The following is a 23,967-nucleotide window of genomic DNA, read 5'->3' as shown; positions in this document are numbered from 1 at the left end:
ATTTTATACTATATATAATATGTTACAAACCAAAGGAAAAACAAAGATATTGTTCGTGTGTCTCGGTAATATATGCCGTTCTTCTTCGGCGGAAGGAGTGATGAAACACTTGATAGAACAAGCCGGGCGTGAAGATGAGTTCGTTATTGACTCGGCAGGAATCCTTTCCTATCATCAGGGGGAACTGCCTGACAGCAGGATGCGCGCCCATGCTGCGCGTCGAGGTTACGACTTGACACATCGTTCCCGACCTGTACGTACGGATGATTTCTATAATTTCGACTTAATCATCGGAATGGACGACCGCAATATTGACGATTTGAAAGACCGTGCTCCTTCCACCGAAGAGTGGAAAAAGATACATCGCATGACGGAATATTGCACGAAGTTCATTCATGCCGATCATGTGCCCGACCCTTATTATGGCGGAGCCGAGGGCTTTGAATATGTGCTCGATGTCTTGGAGGATGCTTGCGTAGGGCTACTGGATGCGATTGACTAATCATTACTCTCCCAATCACCGGTTAATGTCTTTCATCTTGATAAAAGCGCTTGCTGTCGTTGAGGCTGCATGTTGCGTCTACTCCGGCTTGCTGCAACCGCTCGGCTATTTCATTCAGTTTCTTTCTTGAAACCCTGCCGATGTAGAAAAGGCGGTAACGATAGTCTTTATCAAGCAATTCCATGATGTGGGTAAATGTCTGTTCCCGGGCAAAGTCAAAGTTTACCTTCCGCAGGTCGGCATAGGGATAACGGATTGTCCTGCCTGCGCTGTGTATGGTAAGGGCTTCGTTGTCCAATGCCAAATAGCAAAACCGGGTCATCAGCATACAGATGAAGAAAAGGCTCAGTCCGAAAGACAGTATGGCCGGAATGAATCCCCACCATGCGTCGCCGCTGATGAAGTAGTACCCCAATATCAGAAACATAAGGAACAATATGAAGAACCAGAACATATACAGTGAGGGACGCTGGTAAGTTTCTGCCGGAAGAATGTCCGCACTCCGTTCACGCGGGGTATAGTTGGTAAAAGGTATGCCTTGAGATACCAAAAAGCGGACGAGGGATGAAGGATGTTTGAAAGGCGGCAGATACAATACTTTATCCTGTTTTTCCTTCAGATGAAAAACGAATATCCCCGGACCATATTTGTCTTTGCCTGTCGGGACATCCTTGTGTGATGCCTGATGATACCGTTCCATGAAACTGAAACTTTCAATCCGGTGCAGCTGAATCCGTTGGCTTTGCAACAGATGTTCCGCTCTTTGTCGTTCTTTGGCGCTTACTTCCATAGGTTTTATTTTTTAAGTTCCGGGTAACTGATGCGGGTGTGGTAGATTATTTTCAACTTCTCTTTGAAAACGGCTTTCACTGTTGCTATGTCCTTGAAGGTGATGGGACATTCTTTGAAATAACCTTCCTCCACTTGCGAATCGATAATCTTATCTACCAGATTGCTGATGCTCTCTTCCGTATATTCGGGCAGGCTGCGCGATGCTGCTTCTACGGAGTCGGCCATCATCAGGATAGCTTGCTCTTTGGTGAACGGGTTGGGGCCGGGATACGTGAATAACTCGTCATTGGGTTCCTCGCCGGGATGTTCGTTCTTCCAAGATATATAGAAATATTTTGTCTTTCCGCGACCGTGGTGAGTGGTGATGAAGTCTTTGATGACTTTAGGCAGATTGTTTTTTTCTGCCAGTTTCAGCCCGTCCGTCACGTGGCTGATAACGACTTGCGAACTTTGCTCGTAGCTGAGGTTCTTGTGCGGGTTGACACCGCCCGACTGGTTTTCGGTGAAGAATACCGGATTTTCCATCTTGCCGATGTCGTGGTATAGAGCGCCTGTACGCACCAACTGGCTCTTTGCGCCGATGCGGTTGGCAGCTTCGGCGGCAAGGTTGGCCACTTGCATGGAGTGTTGGAATGTACCCGGTACGGTTTCAGACATTCGTCGCAGCAAGCTGTTGTTGATGTTGGAAAGTTCCACCAAAGTAACGTTCGATGTGAAGCCGAAAGTTTTTTCTACCAAGAAAAGCAGCGGATATGTAAAGAGCAACAATACTCCGTTTACAACGAAATAAGTGTACATACTGCCGTTCAGCTTCGACAAGTCGTTTTCCGTTATCAGTTCAAAGGCAAAGTAAACGGCTACATAGGTCAGAATCACCAGAATAGCGGTACGGAATAGCTGCGAGCGTTGCGACAACTCTCTCAAACTGAAAATGGCGACCAGTCCTGCCGTAAGCTGCAATAAGATAAACTCATGCGGATAGCGTAGGCAGATGGAACAAATCAGTATCGTGACGACCTGTGTGAGGAAGGCTGTCCGTGAGTCGAGGAACACGCGGATGATGATAGGCAGCATGGCATAAGGGATGATGTACACATTGAATATGTTGTTTGTCACCATAACGGCCGTTACCACACAGTAAAACATGATAAGGGCGAAGAGCAACGAGAGGCTGCCCTTACGGTTATAATAGTCCTTGCGGAAAAGGTCGAGATAGAGCATAAAGCACAGCATGAAGATGCTGACGTATAACACTTGCCCTGCCAGCATCAATCGTTTCTGTCCGACGGATTCGCTGCGTTGGATGGACTCCTTGCGCAGGCTTTCGAGGATGTTGTAGGTTTCTTGGTTCACTATCTCGCCGCGGTCGATGATTTTCTGTCCGCTCAGTACGATGCCGTTTGCCCATGAATAGTTGTCGAGGACCTCTTTCTTGGCGGTTTCTGTCCGCGGGGCATCGTAGGTGAGGTTGGGGGACAGATACTCGTTGAGAGAGCACTGCCGGAGGATGTTCGGATGATAGTGCGTGGTATCGGCGGTAAGGAGATAGGCGTATGCCTGTTTTACGGAATAGAGTCTGTCGATATTCCGTTGGTTGGCAAGCTTGTCGTCTATCACCATGATGGCGGACGTGCTGTCTTTGTGCAGTTGCGCAAGTTCTTCGGTGGAAAGTATTCCCGCCTGATATACTTCGGAGAGTATCTTTTCTATATGGCGGATGTAGTCGGTAGAAGGCAGGACACCGCGCAGATGCGTCTGATAGTCGTTTTTCAGCTTTTTGAGTGCCAGTTTCTCCGTGCTTTTGTCCAGCTGGAAATAAGGTTGGAAAGAAGCCAGAATGCTGTCTTGCTCCTTTTTCACTACTTGGTCGTCTTTGTAGATAGGGAAGTCGAAGGTAGCCATCAGTTGTCCGTACTTCCAGGGTTTGTCAATATCGAACTGATAATTGAACTTGCCGTCCCTCGGCAGGAAGTACACAATAACTCCGACGGTACCTATAAAAATAAGCGCCTTATATATCAAATCTCTGAATGAGAACTCTTTGTTTTTACCTTTGAAATAACTCATATCGGTTGAAATTTTTGCGAAAAGTACAAAAAAAAACAATAGTATGGAAAAAAAGGTTTAATTTTGCCGTCTAATTTATTTATAAGTAAGATAGATTATGACAGAAAGAAAAGTCAGAGTCCGTTTTGCCCCAAGTCCTACGGGGGCGTTGCACATCGGCGGTGTGCGTACTGCGTTATATAATTATCTCTTTGCGCGTCAGCATGGAGGAGATTTAATTTTCCGTATTGAAGATACTGATTCTAACCGGTTTGTGCCGGGAGCGGAAGAATACATATTGGAGTCTTTCAAGTGGCTGGGCATTCCTTTTGATGAAGGAGTCAGCTTTGGCGGTGAGCATGGTCCGTACCGTCAGTCCGAACGTCGTGAAATATACAAGAAGTACGTGCAGGTGCTGTTGGATGCCGGCAAGGCTTACATCGCTTTTGATACTCCGGAAGAGCTGGATGCCAAGCGTGCGGAGATAGCCAATTTCCAGTATGATGCCTCTACGCGTATGCAGATGCGCAATTCGTTGACGCTCTCCAAAGAGGAAGTGGATGCGCTGATTGCAGAGGGCAAACAATATGTAGTCCGCTTCAAGATAGAGCCGAATGAAGATGTGCATGTGAACGACTTGATTCGCGGTGAAGTAGTGATAAACTCGTCTATCCTTGACGATAAAGTTCTTTATAAATCGGCAGACGAACTGCCCACCTACCATTTGGCAAATATAGTGGACGACCATTTGATGGAAGTCTCTCACGTTATCCGCGGTGAGGAATGGCTGCCTTCCGCTCCGTTGCACGTGCTGTTGTATCGTGCTTTCGGCTGGGAAGATACGATGCCGGCTTTCGCGCATCTGCCGTTGTTGCTGAAGCCCGAAGGCAATGGCAAACTCAGCAAGCGCGACGGTGACCGTCTCGGTTTCCCGGTATTCCCGTTGGAATGGCACGACCCCAAGTCGGGTGAGGTGTCTTCGGGCTATCGCGAATCGGGTTATCTGCCCGAGGCTGTTATCAACTTCCTTGCCTTGCTGGGCTGGAATCCGGGCAACGACCAGGAACTGATGTCGATGGACGAGCTTGTGAAACTGTTCAATCTGAGCCATTGCAGCAAGTCGGGCGCTAAGTTCGACTATAAGAAAGGTATCTGGTTCAATCATGAATATATTCTTCAAAAATCGGATGAAGAACTTGCTGAACTTTTCAAACCGGTGCTGAAAGATAATGGCGTAGACCCAGAAGCATACAGCGATACATTCCTTACTACGGTAGTCTCTTTGGTAAAGGGACGCGTCAACTTTGTAAAAGAGTTGTGGGAGCAAACCCGTTTCTTCTTTGTCGCTCCCCGTCAATATGCCGAGAAAGATGTGAAGAAGCGTTGGTCGGAAGATACTCCGCGCATCATGACAGAGTTGATGGAAGTGCTTCGCGGCATTGAGGATTTCTCGTCAAAACCGTCGGAAGATATTGTAATCGGCTGGATTACGGAAAAGGAATATCACATGGGTAATGTGATGAATGCCTTCCGTCTGGCAGTGGTGGGAGAGTGCAAGGGACCGCATATGTTTGATATTACTGCGTTGCTGGGCAAGGAAGAAACGCTTTCCCGCATTCAGCGTGCTATCGAAACATTGAAATAAATAATCAAGAATGAAGGATTTCTTGTCATACGGTTTTCATTCTTAATCCTTCATTCTTCATTCTTAATTGAGGTAGTATGCTTTATAATTTAGCAATAATAATCTACGATATTGTAGTGCATCTGGCTGCCCCTTTCAGCCGCAAGCCGCGGAAGATGATGAAGGGGCACTGGGTGGTGTACGAACTTCTCCGACAGCAGTTGGAGAAGGATGCGCGCTACATCTGGTTCCACGCAGCCTCTCTGGGCGAGTTTGAACAGGGACGTCCGTTGATGGAGAAGATACGTGCCAAATATCCCGATTATCGTATTTTGCTGACATTCTTTTCGCCGTCGGGCTACGAAGTGCGTAAGAATTACCGGGGGGCGGATATTGTTTGCTACCTGCCTTTCGACAAGCCGCGCAATGTGAAGAAGTTCCTCGACTTGGTGAATCCCTGCATGGCATTCTTCATCAAGTATGAGTTTTGGAAAAACTATCTGGATGAGTTGCACAAGCGTCGTATCCCTGTTTATAGCGTGTCTTCCATCTTCCGCCGCGGGCAGGTTTTCTTTAAATGGTATGGCGGAACGTATAGAAACGTGCTGCGTAATTTCGACCATATATTTGTGCAGAATGAACGTTCCAAACGCTATCTGTCTAAAATCGGCATCAATCGGGTGACTGTGGTGGGCGATACCCGCTTCGACCGTGTACTTCAAATTCGGGAAGAGGCTAAGGACCTGCCGCTGGTTGAGCTGTTCAAGAATAATACAATGACTTTTGTTGCCGGAAGTTCCTGGCAACCCGACGAGGATTTGTTTATCGAATACTTTAACCGGCATCCGGAAGTAAAGCTGATTATTGCTCCGCACGTAATCGATGAAAATCATTTGGTGGAGATTATCCGTAAACTGAAACGTCCGTATGTGCGATACACTCGTGCAGATGAGAAGAATGTCCGTAAGGCGGATTGTTTGATTATAGACTGTTTCGGGCTGCTTTCTTCTATCTACCGCTATGGGGAGATTGCTTATATCGGCGGTGGTTTCGGAGTAGGCATTCATAATACGCTGGAAGCTGCGGTGTATGGTATTCCGGTAATCTTCGGCCCGAAATATCAGAAGTTTCAGGAAGCTGTCCATCTTTTGGAAGCGAAGGGCGGGTTCTCTATCAAGAACTATGAGGAGTTGAAAACATTGCTCGACCGTATGCTGGAAGATGAAGTCTTTCTTCGTGAAGCCGGAATGAATGCCGGAGCTTACGTCACCGATAATGCCGGAGCAACGGATAAGGTGCTGAGCATGATAAATTTTTAAGTCCGTTCTTACTTCTCTTTTTATGTTTTGAAACGGGCAGGTAAACCCTCCTCAAAGATTTACTAAAACTTTACCGACGATTTACTAAAACTTTACCGACGATTTACTAAAACTCCGCCGACGATTTACTAAATCGTCGGCGGAGTTTTAGTAAACGGCCGGAGCGTCTTATTCCTTGTACCAATTTGAGTACATCAGATAGTTGTGCGCAATTTTCTGATTCAATTCTTTAGCCTGTTCAGGGTCTACCTTCTTGATGAACTTGGCAGGTACGCCGCCCCAAATGCTTCCCGGCTCTATTACGGTATTGCTGAGTACCAATGAACCGGCGGCTACAATAGCGCCTTCGCCTACTACGGCATGGTCCAGAATGGTGGAGCCCATGCCTACGAGTGCATAGTCTTTGATGGTGGCTCCGTGGATGGTTACATTGTGTCCCACGGAAACATGGTCTCCTATCTCGATTGTAGATTTCTCGTATAAGGTGTGCAGCACGCTTCCGTCTTGAATGTTTACGCCGTTTCCGATACGGATGGAGTTAACGTCTCCCCGCAATACGGTACTGAACCAAATGCTGCAATCCCGTCCCATTTTTACATCTCCGATGACAACGGCGTTGTCAGCTAAAAAACAGTTTTCTCCGATTTCCGGAGTGAATCCTCTTACTGATTTTATTAAAGCCATTTTATTAAGTGATTAGCGGTTAGTGATTAATGGTTTGCACGCTTCTTTCAACCATTCTCTTTCCTCATTGTTCAAGTCCGGTGCCAGTTTCTCGTATACAGTCCGGTGATACTCATTTAGCCATTCGATTTCTTCTGTTGTCAGCAGTTCTTTGATGATGCCTTTCTGGCAGATGGGGCATAGGGTGATGGTTTCAAACTTCAGATAGTTGCCGAACATACCTTCGCCGGCAGGAACGGTCAGCAACAGGTTTTCGGTGCGGATGCCGTGACTTCCGGCTTTGTACACACCGGGTTCGTTGGAAGTAACCATACCCGGTTGCAAGGCAACGGGGTTCTCGTTCATCCGGATGCTTTGCGGACCTTCGTGCACGTTGAGGAAATGTCCCACTCCGTGGCCGGTTCCATGCAGATAGTTCATGTGTTGCTTCCATATCGGCATACGTGCCAGTGCATCCAGTTGCGCTCCGCGAGTGCCTTCGGGGAATACAGCCATTGCCAGTGCGATATGTCCTTTTAATATTAAGGTGTAATCGGTCTTTTCTTCCTCCGTCAGATTGCCGAGAGCGATAGTGCGGGTAATGTCCGTTGTCCCGTCCAGATATTGCGCTCCGGAGTCCAGCAGCAGGAAACCTTCCGGCTTTAGCGTCACATCCGTTTCGGGCGTGGCTTCATAGTGGACGATGGCTCCGTGTTCTTTGTAGCCGGCAATCGTATCGAAACTCTCTCCCATGTAGAGCGGTTGTGCAGCCCGGAAGGCGTGCAGCTTTCTGTCTACACTGATTTCTGTCTCCCGACCCGTAGGAACGGCTTCTTCCAGCCATTTCAGAAACTTTACCAATGCTACACCGTCTCTTTGCATCGCTGCGTGAATCCCCGTTATCTCCTGTTCGTTGCGAATGGCTTTCAGCAGAGTGACAGGCGATGCCCCGCTAATTATCCGGCATCCGGGGTGGATGGCCGAATGGATAGCATAATTTGTTTTTGCGGGATTTACCAGTATGCTTTTCGCATTAAAGTTGTTGAGGTAATCTTCAATTTCTTCGTATACATGTACGGAAATGCCGTTTGCGTTAAAATATGAAGCCAGTTCGGATGTGACCTTTTGCGGTTGGATGAAGTAATGTACTTCGTATTCCCCAATCAGCAGATAACTCACGACAACCGGGTTGCAATGTACGTCATTTCCCCGGATGTTGAGTAGCCAGGCTATCTCGTCCAGTGCCGACAGCAGCAAGGCCTCTGCACCCGCTTTTCCCATCTCTTTCCGGATAGTCGACAGCTTTTCCGTAAAACTCCTGCCCGCATACCTCGTGTCGTAAACAAATGCCGGAGCCAACGGCATTGCCGGCCGGTCGCTCCATAACAGTTGCATGGGGTCGGCAATGCTTTTTACACGGATACCGCTTTTCTCCAGTTCCCGTTGCAGGTGTTGCACTTCACTGGCAGAGAACATTTTCCCGTCTATGCCCACAGTATCGCCTTCCTTCAGCTGTGAACTCAGGAATGTGGGAATACTCGGTGTCTCGGGCAGCATCTCTTTAAATAATGTGATGCCGGTTCCCTCTATTTGCCGGGCAGCTTGGAGGAAATAGCGGGAATCTGTCCACAAACCGGCCTCTTGCGCCGTGACAACTACCGTGCCCGCAGAACCTGTAAAACCTGAAATCCACTCTCTCGACTGCCAGTGTGGCGCTACGTATTCACTAAGGTGAGGGTCTGTACTTGGAATAATGAACGCCTGTATATCTTCTTTGGCGATGTGCGCCCGTAGGGCGGAAATACGTTCGTTTATTGTTGAGTTCATATTATATAAGGTGTTGGTAAGTGCTTTCAAAGATACTCACTTTACTTTAATTATGGAGTAGATTCAGAAAGAAAGGCGGATATTTTGTATTGGGATTATCGTTTTTTTCGCCGAAAGTTTTGTGAATAAAGAAAGTATGTGTAATTTTGCCGCTCAATTTGATCGTGAGATTTTATAAACCATTAAATTTTAAAAACAAAAAAATGATTGTAGTACCTGTAAAAGAAGGCGAAAACATTGAAAAAGCGCTGAAGAAATTTAAAAGAAAATTTGAAAAAACTGGTATCGTTAAAGAGTTGAGAAGCAGACAACAGTTTGATAAACCGTCTGTAACTAAAAGACTTAAGAAAGAACGTGCAGTTTACGTTCAGCAACTTCAACAAGTAGAAGATTAATAATTCGTAATTTCCTTTGAATTATTGGATTCTTTTTCATACATTCGTTGCATGATTTAGATGTAACGATATGTTGTTGACAGATTCTTTTCTTGATTATCTTCTGTATGAACGGAACTATTCCAAAGGTACCGTAAGGTACTATCAGGCAGATATTCTTGAACTGCAGAAGTTTGGTGAAGAATTGTTGGGAGATTTAACTCCGTCGGATGTGGATGCGGGGCTTGTTCGTGAATGGATTACTTCCTTGATGGATAAAGGCTGTGCTTCTAATACGATAAACCGAAAGTTGAGTTCTATCCGTACTTATTATAAATACCTTTTGCGAAAGGGGGAGGTGGAGCTGGATCCGTTACGGAAAATAACGGGGCCGAAGAAAAAGAAGCCGCTTCCGACTTTTTTGAGGGAGGGTGAATTGGATAGGTTATTGGATGATATGGACTTTGGGGAAGGATTTGAGGGGTGTCGCGACCGTATGATTATCGAAATGTTTTATGCAACCGGCATACGGCTTTCGGAATTAATCGGGTTGGATGATAAAGATATTGATTTTTCAGCTTCCCTTATTAAAGTGACGGGAAAACGAAATAAACAACGTCTGATACCTTTTGATAAGGAGTTGGAGTGCTCTATACGGGAATATGTCAATGTACGGAATGAAACGTTTCCGGTTCGTTCGGATGCTTTTTTTCTTCGAAAGAACGGTGAACGGCTTACTCGTAGTATCGTAGCATATATTGTGAAACGGAACCTGTCAAAAGTAGTAACTGTAAAGAAAAGAAGCCCCCATGTGTTGAGGCATACCTTTGCAACGGCTATGCTGAATAACGGTGCTGATTTAGGCTCGATAAAAGAGCTGCTCGGACACGAAAGCCTGGCGACTACGGAAGTTTATACGCATACTACTTTTGAAGAGCTTAAAAAAGTGTATAATCAGGCTCATCCTCGGGCCTAAAGAAAAGGAGGTAAGTATGATAGTTAGAATTCAATCGATTCACTTTGATGCGTCAGAGCAATTGCAGGCTTTTATTCAGAAGAAGGCTGCCAAGTTGGAGAAATTTTACGACGATATAGAGAAAGTAGAGGTGTCATTAAAGGTAGTTAAACCGGAAACAGCCGAAAATAAAGAAGCCGGAGTGAAAGTATTGGTTCCCAACGGTGAACTTTATGCCAATAAGGTTTGTGATACGTTTGAAGAAGCTGTGGATCTTTGTCTGGAAGCTTTGGAAAAACAACTGGTTAAGTACAAGGAAAAACAACGGAGCAAATAAAATTCCGCTAAAATTTTGCGGGTAAAAAATAAATGCCTAAATTTGCAGCCGTTTCGCTCGCACTAGAACGTTACGGTTGCATTTTTTAAGCCTGCCTCTTTAGCTCAGTTGGCCAGAGCACGTGATTTGTAATCTCGGGGTCGTTGGTTCGAATCCGACAAGAGGCTCAAAAGAAAGTGAATTATCGTCGAAAGACTTTAAAAGATGTCTTACGAGGATTCCGGTAGAGGGAAAAAGAGTTCTATATATTGGGCAAATACCAGAGTGGCCAAATGGGGCAGACTGTAAATCTGCTGGCTTACGCCTTCGGTGGTTCGAATCCATCTTTGCCCACAACTCCGGTTTCCCTGCTGTTATAGCTCAGCGGTAGAGCACTTCCTTGGTAAGGAAGAGGTCCCGGGTTCAAGTCCCGGTAACAGCTCATAAAGATGTAAAAGCTGATTATTAATCAAATAAATAACAAGTAAAGCTATGGCTAAAGAGAAATTCGAACGTACCAAACCGCACGTAAACATTGGTACAATTGGTCACGTAGACCACGGTAAAACCACGTTGACTGCTGCTATCACTACAGTGTTGGGCAAAAAAGGTTTTTCTGAAGTAAAATCATTCGATCAGATTGACAACGCTCCTGAAGAAAAGGAAAGAGGTATTACTATCAATACTTCACACGTTGAGTATGAAACTGCTAACCGCCACTACGCTCACGTAGACTGTCCGGGTCACGCCGACTACGTTAAGAACATGGTAACTGGTGCTGCTCAGATGGACGGTGCTATCATCGTAGTTGCTGCAACTGATGGTCCGATGCCTCAGACTCGCGAACACATCCTGTTGGCTCGTCAGGTAAACGTTCCCAGACTGGTTGTATTCATGAACAAGTGCGATATGGTAGATGACCCTGAAATGTTGGAACTCGTTGAAATGGAAATGCGTGAACTGCTTTCAGCTTACGAATTCGATGGCGACAACACTCCTTTCATTCAAGGTTCTGCTCTTGGCGCATTGAACGGTGTTGAAAAGTGGGAAGAAAAAGTTATGGAATTGATGGACGCTTGCGACACTTGGATTCCATTGCCTCCGCGTGACGTTGATAAACCGTTCTTGATGCCGGTTGAAGACGTATTCTCAATCACTGGTCGTGGTACTGTTGCTACTGGTCGTATCGAAGCTGGTATTATCCATGTAGGTGACGAAGTTGAAATCCTTGGTTTGGGTGAAGATAAGAAATCAGTTGTAACTGGTGTTGAAATGTTCCGCAAACTGTTGGATCAAGGTGAAGCTGGTGACAACGTAGGTTTGTTGCTCCGTGGTATCGACAAGAACGAAATCAAACGTGGTATGGTTCTTTGTAAACCGGGTCAGATTAAGCCTCACTCTAAATTCAAAGCTTCTATCTACGTTTTGAAGAAAGAAGAAGGTGGTCGTCACACTCCGTTCCACAACAAATACCGTCCTCAGTTCTATTTGCGTACTATGGACTGTACAGGTGAAATCACTCTTCCGGAAGGAACTGAAATGGTAATGCCTGGTGATAACGTAGAAATCACTGTAGAATTGATCTACCCGGTAGCATTGAACGTAGGTTTGCGTTTCGCTATCCGTGAAGGTGGTCGTACAGTAGGTTCTGGTCAGATTACTGAAATTCTCGACTAATAACCAAATATCTTAATCAGTTCCCGGTATTGCTGGGAACTGATTATGTTCACACGGGAGTAGCTCAGTTGGTAGAGCACCGGTCTCCAAAACCGGGTGTCGGGAGTTCGAGCCTCTCCTCCCGTGCTAATATTTTTGAAATGAAGAAGATAGTAGCTTATTTTAAAGAAACTTACGACGAACTTGTTCATAAAGTGTCGTGGCCTACGTATTCTGAACTTGCTAACAGTGCAGTAGTTGTTTTATATGCTTCCCTGCTTATTGCATTGGTAGTGTTTGCGATGGACTTCTGTTTCCAACATTTAATGGAATTTGTTTATCCACATTAAAAAGAAGGAGAAATGTCTGAGATTGAAAAGAAATGGTACGTTCTGCGTGCTATTAGCGGAAAAGAAGCTAAGGTAAAGGAATACCTTGAAGCTGACATTAAAAACAGCGACCTTGGTGATTATGTATCTCAGGTATTGATTCCTACCGAAAAGGTATATCAGGTTCGCAATGGTAAGAAAATTGTGAAAGAGAGAAGTTATCTCCCTGGTTACGTTTTGGTGGAGGCTGCTCTGGTGGGTGAGGTAGCTCATCATCTGAGAAATACTCCTAATGTGATAGGGTTCTTGGGTGGTTCGGAAAAACCCGTTCCTCTGAGACAGTCAGAAGTGAATCGTATACTTGGTACAGTTGATGAATTACAGGATGCCGGTGAAGAACTGAATATCCCGTATGTAGTCGGCGAGACTGTAAAGGTGAATTACGGTCCGTTCAGTGGATTCAGTGGAATCATTGAAGAAGTGAACACCGAGAAGAAGAAACTGAAGGTCATGGTAAAGATATTCGGACGGAAAACTCCGCTCGAATTGGGCTTTATGCAAGTAGAAAAAGAATAGTACAGGTGTTACGCTGTAATATTCTTCATTAATGTTTATATATAAATCAATTAAAAAATGGCTAAAGAAGTTGCTGGACTAATCAAATTACAGATTAAAGGAGGCGCGGCAAATCCATCACCTCCCGTTGGACCTGCTCTGGGTTCTAAGGGAATCAACATCATGGAGTTTTGCAAGCAATTCAACGCCAGAACCCAAGACAAAGCAGGAAAGATTCTTCCTGTGATTATCACTTACTACGCAGATAAGTCTTTCGATTTTGTAATCAAGACTCCTCCCGTTGCTATTCAATTACTTGAAGTAGCTAAGGTAAAGAGTGGTTCTGCTGAGCCTAACCGTAAGAAAGTTGCCGAGATTACTTGGGAACAGGTTCGTACGATTGCTCAGGACAAGATGGTTGACTTAAACTGTTTCACTGTAGAAGCTGCCATGAAGATGGTTGCCGGTACAGCTCGTAGTATGGGTATCGCTGTAAAAGGGGAGTTCCCGGTTAATAACTAATAAACTTCAATTAGAATGAGTAAACTGACAAAAAATCAAAAGTTGGCTGCAGAAAAAATTGAAGCAGGGAAAGCATACTCTCTCAAAGAAGCTGCTCAGTTGGTAAAGGAAATTACTTTTACTAAATTTGACGCTTCTCTGGATATCGACGTACGTTTGGGCGTTGACCCGCGTAAGGCTAACCAGATGGTGAGAGGTGTTGTATCACTTCCTCACGGTACTGGTAAAGTTACACGCGTTTTGGTGCTTTGTACACCGGATGCTGAAGCTGCTGCAAAAGAAGCCGGAGCTGACTATGTTGGTCTTGACGAATATATTGAAAAGATCAAAGGTGGATGGACTGATATTGATGTAATCATCACTATGCCGTCTATCATGGGTAAGATTGGTGCACTCGGTCGTGTGCTCGGTCCTCGTGGACTGATGCCGAACCCGAAGAGTGGCACTGTAACTATGGATGTTGCTAAAGCTGTAAAAGAAGTGAAACAAGGTAAGATCGACTTCAAGGTTGATAAGAGCGGTATTGTTCACACTTCTATCGGTAAAGTTTCATTTAGTGCTGATCAAATTCGCGACAATGCGAAAGAATTCATCTCTACTTTGAATAAATTGAAACCGACCGCAGCCAAGGGTACATATATCAAGAGTATTTATCTTTCTAGCACGATGAGTGCGGGTATCAAGATTGACCCGAAATCTGTAGAAGAAATCTAATAAAACGGAGTAATAATGAGAAAGGAAGATAAAAGTACGATTATTGAGCAGATTGCTGCTACAGTTAAGGAATACGGTCACTTCTACTTGGTAGACACTACTGCTATGAACGCAGCTGATACAAGCGCGTTGAGAGCTTTATGTTTCAAGGCTGACATCAAATTGATGGTAGTTAAGAACACATTGCTTCACAAAGCATTGGAGAGCCTGGAAGAAGATTATTCTCCGCTTTACGACTGCATGAAGGGTACAACAGCTGTAATGTTTTGCAACACAGCGAATGCACCTGCTAAATTGCTGAAAGATAAAGCTAAGAACGGTATTCCCGGATTGAAAGCTGCATATGCAGAAGAAAGCTTCTATGTTGGTGCTGACCAGTTGGATGCTCTCGTAAGTATCAAGAGTAAAAATGAAGTTATTGCTGAAATCGTTGCCTTGCTGCAATCACCGGCCAAGAACGTTATTTCTGCTCTGCAATCAGGTGGTAACACCATTCACGGAGTTCTCAAGACTCTCGGTGAACGTCCCGAAGCGTAACTTCGGAAACAAAAAAACATCAATTTATTTTAGTAATTAAACAATTAAAATCATACAAAAATGGCAGATTTGAAAGCTTTTGCAGAACAATTAGTTAACTTGACAGTAAAAGAAGTTAATGAACTTGCAACTATCCTGAAAGAAGAATACGGTATTGAACCTGCTGCTGCAGCTGTTGCTGTTGCTGCTGGTCCTGCAGCTGGTGGTGCTGCTGCCGCTGAAGAAAAATCTTCTTTCGATGTAGTATTGAAGAGCGCTGGCTCAGCTAAACTTCAAGTAGTTAAAGCCGTTAAGGAAGCTTGCGGTCTTGGTTTGAAGGAAGCTAAAGACATGGTAGACGGTGCTCCTAGCGTAGTAAAAGAAGGTTTGGCTAAAGACGAAGCAGAATCATTGAAGAAAACATTGGAAGAAGCTGGAGCTGAAGTTGAACTTAAATAACATTAACCTGTAAATCAGGTAATTCGGTAAGGAACCCTTCGTGAAAAGGGTTCTTTACCTTTTTGTGTATATATTTAAAATTAAGTTCTACAAATCCATTAACAGATGTCTTCAAATACTGTAAATCAAAGAGTTAATTTTGCTTCGACTAAGAATCCGCTGGAATATCCGGATTTCCTGGAAGTACAATTGAAGTCATTCAAAGACTTTTTACAACTGGATACCCCACCCGAGAAACGTAAGAACGAGGGACTGTATAAAGTATTTGCTGAAAACTTCCCCATTGCCGATACAAGAAATAATTTTGTTCTTGAGTTTTTGGACTACTATATTGATCCGCCGCGTTATACTATAGATGAATGTATAGAGCGAGGGCTTACTTATAGTGTACCCTTAAAGGCAAAATTAAAATTATATTGTACCGACCCCGACCATGAAGATTTTGATACGGTTATTCAGGATGTATTCCTGGGTCCGATTCCTTATATGACGGATAAGGCTACGTTCGTCATCAACGGTGCGGAACGCGTTGTTGTATCACAGCTTCATCGTTCGCCGGGTGTATTCTTCGGTCAGAGCGTACATGCCAACGGTACTAAGTTATACTCAGCCCGTATTATCCCGTTCAAGGGTTCTTGGATTGAGTTTGCTACCGACATCAACAATGTCATGTATGCCTATATCGACCGTAAGAAGAAGTTGCCGGTAACCACATTGCTGAGAGCTATCGGTTTTGAGAATGATAAGGACATTCTTGAAATCTTCAACTTGGCAGAAGATGTGAAGGTGAACAAGACGAATCTCAAGAAGATTGTAGGTCGTAAGTTGGCGGCACGTGTATTGAAAACATGGATTGAGGATTTTGTAGACGAAGATACCGGTGAAGTTGTTTCTATCGAGCGTAACGAAGTCGTTATCGACCGCGAAACCGTAATCGAGCCGGAACATGTTGACATTATATTAGAGTCAGGTGTTCAGAATATCCTTGTACATAAGGAGGAACCGAACCAGTCTGACTATTCCATTATATACAATACTCTGCAGAAGGACCCCAGTAACTCGGAAAAAGAAGCTGTGCTTTACATCTACCGCCAGTTGCGTAATGCAGATCCTGCTGATGATGCCAGTGCGCGCGAGGTTATCAATAACCTGTTCTTCTCAGAAAAGAGATATGACTTGGGAGATGTAGGTCGTTATCGTATCAACAAGAAGTTGAACTTGACGACTGACATGGACGTTCGTGTCCTCACCAAGGAAGATATTATTGAGATTATCAAATATCTGATTGAGTTGATTAACTCAAAAGCGGATGTCGATGATATTGACCACTTGAGCAACCGTCGTGTACGTACAGTAGGCGAACAGTTGTCAAACCAGTTTGCTATCGGTTTGGCACGTATGTCACGTACTATCCGTGAGCGTATGAACGTTCGTGACAATGAAGTCTTCACTCCAATTGACTTGATTAACGCCAAGACTATTTCTTCCGTTATCAACTCATTCTTCGGAACGAATGCCCTGTCACAGTTCACGGACCAGACCAACCCGCTTGCCGAAATCACTTACAAACGTCGTATGTCTGCCCTGGGTCCTGGTGGTTTGTCACGTGAGCGTGCCGGTTTCGAGGTACGTGACGTACACTATACTCATTACGGCCGTCTTTGCCCGATTGAAACGCCTGAAGGTCCGAACATCGGTTTGATTTCTTCACTCTGTGTGTTCGCTAAAATTAATGAACTTGGTTTCATTGAGACTCCGTACCGTAAGGTGGCTAACGGAAAAGTGGACCTTTCAGATGAAGGTTTGGTTTACCTCACAGCAGAAGAAGAAGAAGAAAAGATTATTGCTCAGGGTAATGCACCTTTGAATGATGACGGAACTTTTGTTCGCGACAGAGTAAAATCACGTCAGGATGCCGACTATCCGGTTGTAGCTCCTGATGAAGTGGAATTGATGGACGTATCTCCCCAGCAGATTGCTTCTATTGCAGCATCTTTAATTCCGTTCTTGGAACATGACGATGCTAACCGTGCGTTGATGGGATCAAACATGATGCGTCAGGCAGTTCCTTTGTTGAAAAGTGAAGCTCCGATTGTAGGTACAGGTATCGAACGCCAGCTTGCACGTGACTCTCGTACGCAGATTACTGCCGAGGGAGAAGGTGTGGTTGATTTCGTAGATGCTACGACTATCCGTATTCTGTACGACCGTACGGAAGACGAAGAGTTCGTAAGCTTCGAATCTGCACTGAAAGAATATACTATTCCTAAATGGCGTCGTACCAACCAGAATATGACGATTGACCTTCGTCCTATTTGCGAGAAGGGTCAGCGCGTAACGAAGGGACAAATCCTTACCGAAGGTTACTCTACCGAACAGGGTGAGCTTGCTTTGGGTAAGAACCTGTTGGTTGCCTATATGCCTTGGAAGGGATACAACTATGAGGATGCTATCGTATTGAACGAACGCGTGGTTCGCGAAGACCTTTTGACTTCCGTACACGTAGAAGAGTACTCTTTGGAAGTTCGTGAAACGAAGCGCGGTATGGAAGAGCTGACTTCCGATATTCCTAACGTAAGTGAAGAAGCCACAAAAGACCTCGACGAGAATGGTATCGTTCGTGTGGGGGCCCGCATCGAGCCGGGTGACATTTTGATTGGTAAGATTACTCCGAAGGGAGAATCCGATCCTTCTCCGGAAGAAAAGTTGCTTCGTGCCATCTTCGGTGATAAGGCCGGTGATGTGAAAGACGCTTCTTTGAAGGCATCTCCCTCTTTGAAGGGTGTTATTATCGGCAAGCGTCTGTTCTCTCGTGTCATCAAGACTCGTAGTTCTAAATTGGCGGACAAAGCATTGCTGCCGAAGATTGACGATGAGTTTGACGGTAAGGTAGCCGACCTGAAGAAGATATTGGTGAACAAGCTCCTGAAGCTCACTGAAAACTACACATCCGAGGGTGTGAAGGACTATATGGGAGCCGAAGTAATCAGCAAGGGTGCTAAGTTCTCCGCTTCTGACTTCAGTGACATGGATTTCACTGCCATTCAATTGAGTAACTGGACGAAAGATGAACACACCAACGGATTGATTCGTGCATTGGTGATGAACTTCATCAAGAAATATAAAGAGCTCGATGCTGAGTTGAAACGTAAGAAATTCGCTATCACCATCGGTGATGAGTTGCCTGCAGGTATCATTCAGATGGCTAAGGTCTACATTGCCAAGAAACGTAAAATCGGTGTTGGTGATAAGATGGCCGGTCGTCACGGTAACAAGGGTATCGTTTCGCGCGTGGTACGTCAGGAAGATATGCCGTTCTTGGCGGACGGTACTCCGGTAGATATCGTATTGAACCCGTTGGGTGTGCCTTCACGTATGAACATCGGTCAGATATTCGAGGCAGTTTTGGGACGTGCCGGAAAGAATTTGGGTGTTAAGTTTGCTACGCCTATCTTTGACGGTGCTACGCTGGATGATTTGAATGAATGGACCGATAAGGCCGGTCTGCCTCGCTATGGCAAGACTACTTTGTTTGACGGTGGTACAGGTGAGGCATTCGAACAACAGGCTACGGTAGGTGTGACATATATGTTGAAACTCGGCCATATGGTTGAAGACAAGATGCACGCGCGTTCTATCGGTCCGTACTCGCTTATTACGCAACAGCCGTTGGGCGGTAAGGCACAGTTTGGTGGTCAGCGTTTCGGAGAAATGGAAGTTTGGGCGCTTGAGGCATTTGGCGCAGCACACATCCTGCAAGAGATTCTGACTATCAAGTCTGATGATGTTGTCGGACGCTCCAAGGCTTATGAAGCAATCGTTAAGGGTGAGCCGATGCCTGCTCCGGGTATACCCGAATCACTGAATGTATTGCTGCATGAGTTGAGAGGTTTAGGCTTGAGCATCAACTTAGAATAAATTGAAATTTGAGAATTGAGAATTGGGAGATGATACTTCTCAATTCTCAGTTCCCGACTTATCAACGTTTATTTTTCAATTTTTAATTCTCAATTATCAATTATATATAAAAGTATGGCTTTTAGAAAAGATAACAAGATAAAGAGTAATTTCTCGAAAATCTCTATCGGTTTGGCTTCTCCCGAAGAAATCCTTGAGAATTCGAGTGGTGAAGTTTTAAAGCCTGAAACCATCAACTATCGTACGTATAAGCCAGAGCGTGACGGTTTGTTTTGCGAGCGCATCTTCGGTCCTATCAAGGATTATGAGTGCCATTGCGGTAAGTACAAGCGTATCCGTTATAAAGGCATTGTCTGCGACCGTTGCGGTGTGGAAGTAACAGAAAAGAAAGTACGTCGTGAGCGTATGGGACATATCCAGTTGGTTGTGCCGGTGGCTCATATCTGGTATTTCCGTTCACTTCCTAATAAAATCGGTTACTTGCTGGGATTGCCTACCAAGAAACTTGATGCCATTATCTACTACGAGCGTTATGTCGTTATCCAGCCGGGTGTTTTGGAAGGCGAGGTAGCACAGTTCGATTTGCTCGAAGAAGGAGAATATCTGGATTTGTTGGACAAGTTGCCAAGCGATAACCAGTACCTCGAAGATTCAGACCCCAATAAGTTTATTGCCAAGATGGGTGCGGAAGCCATTTACGACTTGCTGTCACGCATCGACCTCGACTCATTGTCTTATGAACTGCGTAACCGTGCGGGCAGCGATGCTTCACAACAGCGCAAAACTGAAGCCTTGAAGCGGTTGCAGGTAGTTGAGTCTTTCCGTGCATCACGTGGACGCAACAAGCCCGAATGGATGATTGTGCGTATCGTGCCGGTTATCCCGCCGGAACTTCGTCCGTTGGTACCGTTGGATGGAGGACGTTTTGCCACTTCCGACTTGAACGACCTTTACCGTCGTGTCATCATCCGTAACAACCGCTTGAAGAGACTGATTGAAATCAAGGCTCCCGAAGTGATTTTGCGTAATGAGAAACGTATGTTGCAGGAAGCTGTAGACTCATTGTTCGATAACTCCCGTAAATCAAGTGCGGTGAAAACTGATGCCAACCGTCCTTTGAAGTCACTTTCCGACAGTTTGAAAGGTAAACAGGGACGTTTTCGTCAGAACTTGCTGGGTAAGCGTGTCGACTATTCAGCACGTTCCGTAATCGTTGTAGGTCCGGAATTGCGTATGGGCGAGTGCGGTATTCCTAAACTCATGGCAGCTGAACTTTACAAGCCGTTCATCATCCGCAAACTTATTGAGCGCGGCATCGTGAAGACGGTGAAGAGCGCAAAGAAGATTGTAGACCGCAAGGAGCCCGTTATTTGGGATATTTTGGAACACGTAATGAAAGGACATCCGGTATTGTTGAACCGTGCTCCGACACTTCACCGTTTGGGTATTCAGGCTTTTCAGCCTAAGATGATTGAAGGTAAGGCAATCCAGTTACATCCGTTGGCATGTACAGCATTCAACGCTGACTTCGACGGTGACCAGATGGCCGTTCACTTGCCTTTGAGCAATGAAGCTATTTTGGAAGCGCAAATGCTGATGCTTCAGTCACATAATATCTTGAACCCTGCTAACGGCGCGCCTATCACAGTGCCTGCACAGGATATGGTACTCGGTTTGTACTACATTACCAAGTTGCGCAAGGGTGCTAAAGGTGAAGGTCTTACTTTCTATGGTCCCGAAGAAGCGCTTATTGCCTATAATGAAGGTAAATGTGACATCCACGCACCTATCAGTGTTATCGTTAAGGACATTGACGAAAACGGTAATGTAGTAGACAAAATGATGCACGATACCTCAGTAGGTCGTGTCATTGTAAACGAAATTGTACCTGCCAAAGCGGGTTACATTAATACGATTATCTCCAAGAAGTCACTTCGTGACATCATCAGCCACGTAATTAAGGTTTGTGGTGTGGCAGAGGCAGCCGACTTCCTCGACGGAATCAAGAACCTCGGTTATCAGATGGCCTTTAAGGGTGGTCTTTCGTTCAACTTGGGTGATATTATTATCCCTGAAGAGAAGGAAGCGCTGGTACAGAAGGGCTATGAAGAAGTGGAGCAGGTAATCAACAACTATAATATGGGTTTCATCACCAACAATGAGCGTTACAACCAGGTAATTGACATTTGGACACACGTAAACTCCGAGTTGTCAAACATTCTGATGAAAACCATTTCGAGCGACGACCAGGGATTCAATTCCGTATATATGATGTTGGATTCGGGAGCCCGTGGTTCTAAGGAGCAGATTCGTCAGCTTTCCGGTATGCGTGGTTTGATGGCGAAACCTCAGAAGGCAGGTGCCGAAGGCGGTCAGATTATTGAGAACCCGATTCTTTCTAACTTTAAGGAAGGGCTTTCCGTGTTGGAGTACTTTATCTCTACCCACGGTGCTCGTAAGGGTCTTGCCGATACCGCTTTGAAGACAGCCGATGCAGGATATTTGACTCGTCGTCTGGTTGACGTATCTCACGATGTGATTATCAATGAAGAAGACTGCGGTACGCTTCGCGGGTTGGTTTGTACAGCCTTGAAGAATAACGATGAAACAATCGCTACGTTGTACGAACGTATTTTGGGACGTGTATCCGTACATGATATCGTTCATCCCACAACCGGTGAATTGCTTGTTGCCGGCGGTGAAGAAATCACCGAGACCATTGCACAGAAGATTGAGGACTCTCCGATTGAGAGCGTTGAAATTCGTTCTGTATTAACTTGCGAATCTAAGAAAGGCGTTTGTGCCAAGTGTTACGGACGTAACCTTGCTACCAGTCGTATGGTTCAGAAGGGTGAAGCTGTCGGTGTAATTGCTGCACAGTCTATTGGTGAGCCGGGTACACAGTTGACATTGCGTACGTTCCACGCTGGTGGTACGGCAGCCAATATTGCTGCCAACGCAAGTATCGTTGCTAAGAATCCTTCACGTTTGGAATTCGAAGAACTCCGTACAGTAGATATTATTGACGAGGCCGGTGAACCTGCAAAGGTAGTAGTAGGCCGTTTGGCCGAAGTGCGCTTCGTAGATGTCAACACTGGTATCGTGCTTTCTACACACAACGTACCTTATGGTTCTACACTCTACGCAGCCGACGGTGAAGTGGTAGAGAAAGGCAAGCTGATTGCCCGTTGGGACCCGTTCAATGCAGTTATCATTACCGAAGCTACCGGTAAGATTGAGTTTGAAGGCGTTATTGAAAACGTTACCTATAAGGTAGAGTCCGATGAATCTACCGGTTTGCGTGAAATCATCATTATCGAGTCTAAGGACAAGACGAAGGTTCCTACTGCGCATATCATGACCGAGGACGGCGAACTTATCCGTACTTACAACCTCCCTGTGGGTGGTCACGTGGTAGTGGAAGACGGACAGAAAGTGAAAGCCGGTGAAGTAATCGTGAAGATTCCGCGTGCTGTTGGTAAGGCGGGTGATATCACGGGTGGTCTTCCCCGTGTCACTGAGTTGTTCGAGGCACGTAATCCGTCCAACCCCGCTGTGGTTTCCGAAATCGACGGTGAAGTTACAATGGGCAAGGTGAAACGTGGTAACCGTGAAATTATCGTTACCTCCAAGACCGGAGAGGTTAAGAAATACCTTGTGCCGCTGTCTAAACAGATTCTGGTACAAGAAAACGACTACGTGCGTGCCGGTACTCCGTTGTCCGACGGCGCCACTACGCCGGCCGACATCCTTGCTATTAAAGGTCCTACGGCCGTACAGGAATATATCGTGAACGAAGTACAGGACGTTTACCGTCTGCAGGGTGTGAAGATTAACGATAAGCACTTTGAAATTATCGTTCGTCAGATGATGCGTAAGGTTGAAATCGACGAGCCGGGCGATACCCGCTTCTTGGAACAACAGGTGGTGGACAAACTCGAGTTCATGGAAGAAAACGACCGCATTTGGGGCAAGAAGGTGGTAGTCGATGCCGGAGATTCCCAGAATCTGCAACCGGGACAGATTGTTACTGCCCGTAAGTTGCGTGACGAGAACTCCATGTTGAAGCGCCGCGACTTGAAGCCCGTTTCAGTGCGTGATGCAGTGCCCGCTACTTCTACACAGATTCTTCAAGGTATTACTCGTGCCGCTTTGCAGACTTCGAGCTTCATGTCTGCCGCGTCCTTCCAGGAAACGACAAAAGTACTTAACGAAGCCGCTATCAATGGTAAGGTAGACCGTTTGGAAGGCATGAAAGAGAATGTTATCTGCGGTCACTTGATTCCTGCTGGTACCGGTCAGCGTGAGTTTGACAAGGTAATTGTCGGTTCAAAAGAAGAGTACGATCGTATGCTTGCCAACAAGAAGACGGTGCTCGACTATGCTGTGGATGATAAGGTAGAGGAGTAATATACTACGCTAATACAATCATTGATTTTTATAATGGAAGAAGAGAATCCTCGCTGGTTCTCTTCTTTTTTTATGTCCTTCCTTTTATTTGCAATGTTTCAGCATATACTTTATCGGTGGTGTATAATCTCCGATGAAAGTCATGTTTCTGTTGCGTTTCACCGTAACACAGTGCTTTGCCATCATAATTACACTAGACTTTCTACCAGTATGCATCTGAATTCGGCTTCTACACGTATAGAGGATGCTATGGAATTTGTAGACTTGTAAACTAATCTGGAGTCACAGAAAGGTATTGTAAGATTATTTTAGACTGAGTGAGCGCATCAAGGAGATGCACACCGAAATGTTCTCGTTAAAGATGGAACTGGTAAGGGCCTGAGCTGGCACTGTGTGAAAAGGGGAGGAGTATAACAAAAAAGTAGTCGGAGAGTATGGTGGTAGTATAAAGTTCTCGCTCTCTCAGGTTG

General features: G+C 45.4%; 19 protein-coding genes and 4 tRNA genes. 19 read left to right on the top strand and 4 right to left on the bottom strand.

From position 1 onward, the window contains the following. The first annotated feature begins 19 nt into the window (after positions 1-19). Entirely contained in the window at positions 20-502 is a 483-nt protein-coding gene (locus DW121_RS02470) for a low molecular weight protein-tyrosine-phosphatase (RefSeq protein ID WP_118322957.1), read from the top strand. A 22-nt stretch (positions 503-524) separates the two neighbouring features. On the opposite strand, the gene DW121_RS02465 is transcribed toward DW121_RS02470, so the two are convergent. Together DW121_RS02465 and DW121_RS02460 are read right to left on the bottom strand one after the other, a co-directional pair. Further along, on the bottom strand, positions 525-1,292 hold the full coding sequence (locus DW121_RS02465; protein ID WP_117710324.1) for a hypothetical protein: 768 nt from the start codon (positions 1,290-1,292) through the stop codon (positions 525-527). Between the two features lie 5 nt (positions 1,293-1,297). Beyond that, positions 1,298-3,361 carry an HD family phosphohydrolase gene (locus DW121_RS02460; RefSeq protein WP_118322956.1) on the bottom strand — a complete coding sequence of 688 codons (2,064 nt, stop codon included), beginning with the start codon at positions 3,359-3,361 and terminating at the stop codon, positions 1,298-1,300. Positions 3,362-3,458: 97 nt separating this feature from the next. Between DW121_RS02460 and gltX the strand changes: the two genes are divergently transcribed. Both gltX and DW121_RS02450 read left to right on the top strand, forming a co-directional pair. Then, complete coding sequence (gltX, locus tag DW121_RS02455) at positions 3,459-4,985, top strand: glutamate--tRNA ligase (RefSeq protein WP_117710322.1); 1,527 nt, start codon at positions 3,459-3,461, stop codon at positions 4,983-4,985. Between the two features lie 77 nt (positions 4,986-5,062). Then, positions 5,063-6,283: a 3-deoxy-D-manno-octulosonic acid transferase gene (locus DW121_RS02450; RefSeq protein WP_118322955.1), complete on the top strand. Its 1,221-nt coding sequence runs from the start codon at positions 5,063-5,065 to the stop codon at positions 6,281-6,283. 168 nt (positions 6,284-6,451) lie between these two features. Here DW121_RS02450 and DW121_RS02445 read toward each other — a convergent pair whose 3' ends face one another. Together DW121_RS02445 and DW121_RS02440 are read right to left on the bottom strand one after the other, a co-directional pair. Continuing rightward, positions 6,452-6,967, bottom strand: coding sequence for a gamma carbonic anhydrase family protein (locus DW121_RS02445; protein WP_117710320.1), 516 nt, complete (start codon positions 6,965-6,967; stop codon positions 6,452-6,454). 12 nt (positions 6,968-6,979) lie between these two features. Then, positions 6,980-8,773 (bottom strand): aminopeptidase P family protein, encoded by a 1,794-nt coding sequence (locus DW121_RS02440; RefSeq protein ID WP_118322954.1) that lies wholly within the window; start codon positions 8,771-8,773, stop codon positions 6,980-6,982. Positions 8,774-8,976: 203 nt separating this feature from the next. Here DW121_RS02440 and rpsU point away from each other — a divergent pair, with 203 nt between their 5' ends. From rpsU to rpoC, 16 genes are all read left to right on the top strand, one after another. Beyond that, complete coding sequence (gene rpsU / locus DW121_RS02435; RefSeq protein ID WP_002558090.1) at positions 8,977-9,168, top strand: 30S ribosomal protein S21; 192 nt, start codon at positions 8,977-8,979, stop codon at positions 9,166-9,168. Positions 9,169-9,238: 70 nt separating this feature from the next. Beyond that, positions 9,239-10,123: a site-specific tyrosine recombinase/integron integrase gene (gene xerA / locus DW121_RS02430; RefSeq protein WP_118322953.1), complete on the top strand. Its 885-nt coding sequence runs from the start codon at positions 9,239-9,241 to the stop codon at positions 10,121-10,123. A gap of 16 nt (positions 10,124-10,139) precedes the next feature. Next, positions 10,140-10,439, top strand: a complete 300-nt coding sequence (gene hpf / locus DW121_RS02425) for a ribosome hibernation-promoting factor, HPF/YfiA family (RefSeq protein WP_005656567.1) — start codon at positions 10,140-10,142, stop codon at positions 10,437-10,439. Positions 10,440-10,532: 93 nt separating this feature from the next. Then, positions 10,533-10,606 (top strand) — tRNA-Thr (locus tag DW121_RS02420). Positions 10,607-10,689: 83 nt separating this feature from the next. Next, positions 10,690-10,772: transfer RNA gene (locus DW121_RS02415), tRNA-Tyr, on the top strand. Between the two features lie 16 nt (positions 10,773-10,788). Next, positions 10,789-10,860: transfer RNA gene (locus DW121_RS02410), tRNA-Thr, on the top strand. A 50-nt stretch (positions 10,861-10,910) separates the two neighbouring features. Then, positions 10,911-12,095 (top strand): elongation factor Tu, encoded by a 1,185-nt coding sequence (tuf, locus tag DW121_RS02405; RefSeq protein ID WP_117710317.1) that lies wholly within the window; start codon positions 10,911-10,913, stop codon positions 12,093-12,095. A gap of 53 nt (positions 12,096-12,148) precedes the next feature. Next, a tRNA-Trp gene (locus DW121_RS02400) sits at positions 12,149-12,221 on the top strand. A 14-nt stretch (positions 12,222-12,235) separates the two neighbouring features. After that, positions 12,236-12,424 carry a preprotein translocase subunit SecE gene (secE, locus tag DW121_RS02395; protein WP_117710316.1) on the top strand — a complete coding sequence of 63 codons (189 nt, stop codon included), beginning with the start codon at positions 12,236-12,238 and terminating at the stop codon, positions 12,422-12,424. 12 nt (positions 12,425-12,436) lie between these two features. Next, positions 12,437-12,979, top strand: a complete 543-nt coding sequence (gene nusG / locus DW121_RS02390) for a transcription termination/antitermination protein NusG (protein ID WP_004291287.1) — start codon at positions 12,437-12,439, stop codon at positions 12,977-12,979. A gap of 57 nt (positions 12,980-13,036) precedes the next feature. Continuing rightward, positions 13,037-13,480: a 50S ribosomal protein L11 gene (rplK, locus tag DW121_RS02385; RefSeq protein ID WP_004291286.1), complete on the top strand. Its 444-nt coding sequence runs from the start codon at positions 13,037-13,039 to the stop codon at positions 13,478-13,480. A 15-nt stretch (positions 13,481-13,495) separates the two neighbouring features. Then, positions 13,496-14,194, top strand: coding sequence for a 50S ribosomal protein L1 (gene rplA / locus DW121_RS02380; RefSeq protein ID WP_005656564.1), 699 nt, complete (start codon positions 13,496-13,498; stop codon positions 14,192-14,194). Positions 14,195-14,209: 15 nt separating this feature from the next. Continuing rightward, a complete protein-coding gene (rplJ, locus tag DW121_RS02375) occupies positions 14,210-14,731 on the top strand; it encodes a 50S ribosomal protein L10 (RefSeq protein WP_009122244.1) in 522 nt (173 codons plus the stop codon). A 60-nt stretch (positions 14,732-14,791) separates the two neighbouring features. Beyond that, positions 14,792-15,169, top strand: a complete 378-nt coding sequence (rplL, locus tag DW121_RS02370) for a 50S ribosomal protein L7/L12 (protein WP_117710315.1) — start codon at positions 14,792-14,794, stop codon at positions 15,167-15,169. Between the two features lie 105 nt (positions 15,170-15,274). Then, on the top strand, positions 15,275-19,087 hold the full coding sequence (gene rpoB, locus DW121_RS02365; RefSeq protein ID WP_118322952.1) for a DNA-directed RNA polymerase subunit beta: 3,813 nt from the start codon (positions 15,275-15,277) through the stop codon (positions 19,085-19,087). A gap of 114 nt (positions 19,088-19,201) precedes the next feature. Then, positions 19,202-23,497 carry a DNA-directed RNA polymerase subunit beta' gene (rpoC, locus tag DW121_RS02360; protein WP_117710313.1) on the top strand — a complete coding sequence of 1,432 codons (4,296 nt, stop codon included), beginning with the start codon at positions 19,202-19,204 and terminating at the stop codon, positions 23,495-23,497. Positions 23,498-23,967 lie beyond the last annotated feature (470 nt).

Origin of the sequence: Bacteroides sp. AM10-21B, from assembly GCF_003472565.1 — a bacterium.
In the GTDB taxonomy this organism is placed as follows: Bacteria; Bacteroidota; Bacteroidia; order Bacteroidales; family Bacteroidaceae; genus Bacteroides; species Bacteroides propionicigenes.
This window is presented reverse-complemented; position numbering and strand designations above follow the sequence as displayed.

What these genes read in the sequence shown, in the direction of transcription:
- DW121_RS02470 (WP_118322957.1), top strand. Translation starts at nt 20, where the DNA reads ATGTTACAAACCAAAGGAAAAACAAAGATATTGTTCGTGTGTCTCGGT.
- DW121_RS02465 (WP_117710324.1), bottom strand. Translation starts at nt 1,292, where the DNA reads ATGGAAGTAAGCGCCAAAGAACGACAAAGAGCGGAACATCTGTTGCAA.
- DW121_RS02460 (WP_118322956.1), bottom strand. Translation starts at nt 3,361, where the DNA reads ATGAGTTATTTCAAAGGTAAAAACAAAGAGTTCTCATTCAGAGATTTG.
- gltX (WP_117710322.1), top strand. Translation starts at nt 3,459, where the DNA reads ATGACAGAAAGAAAAGTCAGAGTCCGTTTTGCCCCAAGTCCTACGGGG.
- DW121_RS02450 (WP_118322955.1), top strand. Translation starts at nt 5,063, where the DNA reads ATGCTTTATAATTTAGCAATAATAATCTACGATATTGTAGTGCATCTG.
- DW121_RS02445 (WP_117710320.1), bottom strand. Translation starts at nt 6,967, where the DNA reads ATGGCTTTAATAAAATCAGTAAGAGGATTCACTCCGGAAATCGGAGAA.
- DW121_RS02440 (WP_118322954.1), bottom strand. Translation starts at nt 8,773, where the DNA reads ATGAACTCAACAATAAACGAACGTATTTCCGCCCTACGGGCGCACATC.
- rpsU (WP_002558090.1), top strand. Translation starts at nt 8,977, where the DNA reads ATGATTGTAGTACCTGTAAAAGAAGGCGAAAACATTGAAAAAGCGCTG.
- xerA (WP_118322953.1), top strand. Translation starts at nt 9,239, where the DNA reads ATGTTGTTGACAGATTCTTTTCTTGATTATCTTCTGTATGAACGGAAC.
- hpf (WP_005656567.1), top strand. Translation starts at nt 10,140, where the DNA reads ATGATAGTTAGAATTCAATCGATTCACTTTGATGCGTCAGAGCAATTG.
- tuf (WP_117710317.1), top strand. Translation starts at nt 10,911, where the DNA reads ATGGCTAAAGAGAAATTCGAACGTACCAAACCGCACGTAAACATTGGT.
- secE (WP_117710316.1), top strand. Translation starts at nt 12,236, where the DNA reads ATGAAGAAGATAGTAGCTTATTTTAAAGAAACTTACGACGAACTTGTT.
- nusG (WP_004291287.1), top strand. Translation starts at nt 12,437, where the DNA reads ATGTCTGAGATTGAAAAGAAATGGTACGTTCTGCGTGCTATTAGCGGA.
- rplK (WP_004291286.1), top strand. Translation starts at nt 13,037, where the DNA reads ATGGCTAAAGAAGTTGCTGGACTAATCAAATTACAGATTAAAGGAGGC.
- rplA (WP_005656564.1), top strand. Translation starts at nt 13,496, where the DNA reads ATGAGTAAACTGACAAAAAATCAAAAGTTGGCTGCAGAAAAAATTGAA.
- rplJ (WP_009122244.1), top strand. Translation starts at nt 14,210, where the DNA reads ATGAGAAAGGAAGATAAAAGTACGATTATTGAGCAGATTGCTGCTACA.
- rplL (WP_117710315.1), top strand. Translation starts at nt 14,792, where the DNA reads ATGGCAGATTTGAAAGCTTTTGCAGAACAATTAGTTAACTTGACAGTA.
- rpoB (WP_118322952.1), top strand. Translation starts at nt 15,275, where the DNA reads ATGTCTTCAAATACTGTAAATCAAAGAGTTAATTTTGCTTCGACTAAG.
- rpoC (WP_117710313.1), top strand. Translation starts at nt 19,202, where the DNA reads ATGGCTTTTAGAAAAGATAACAAGATAAAGAGTAATTTCTCGAAAATC.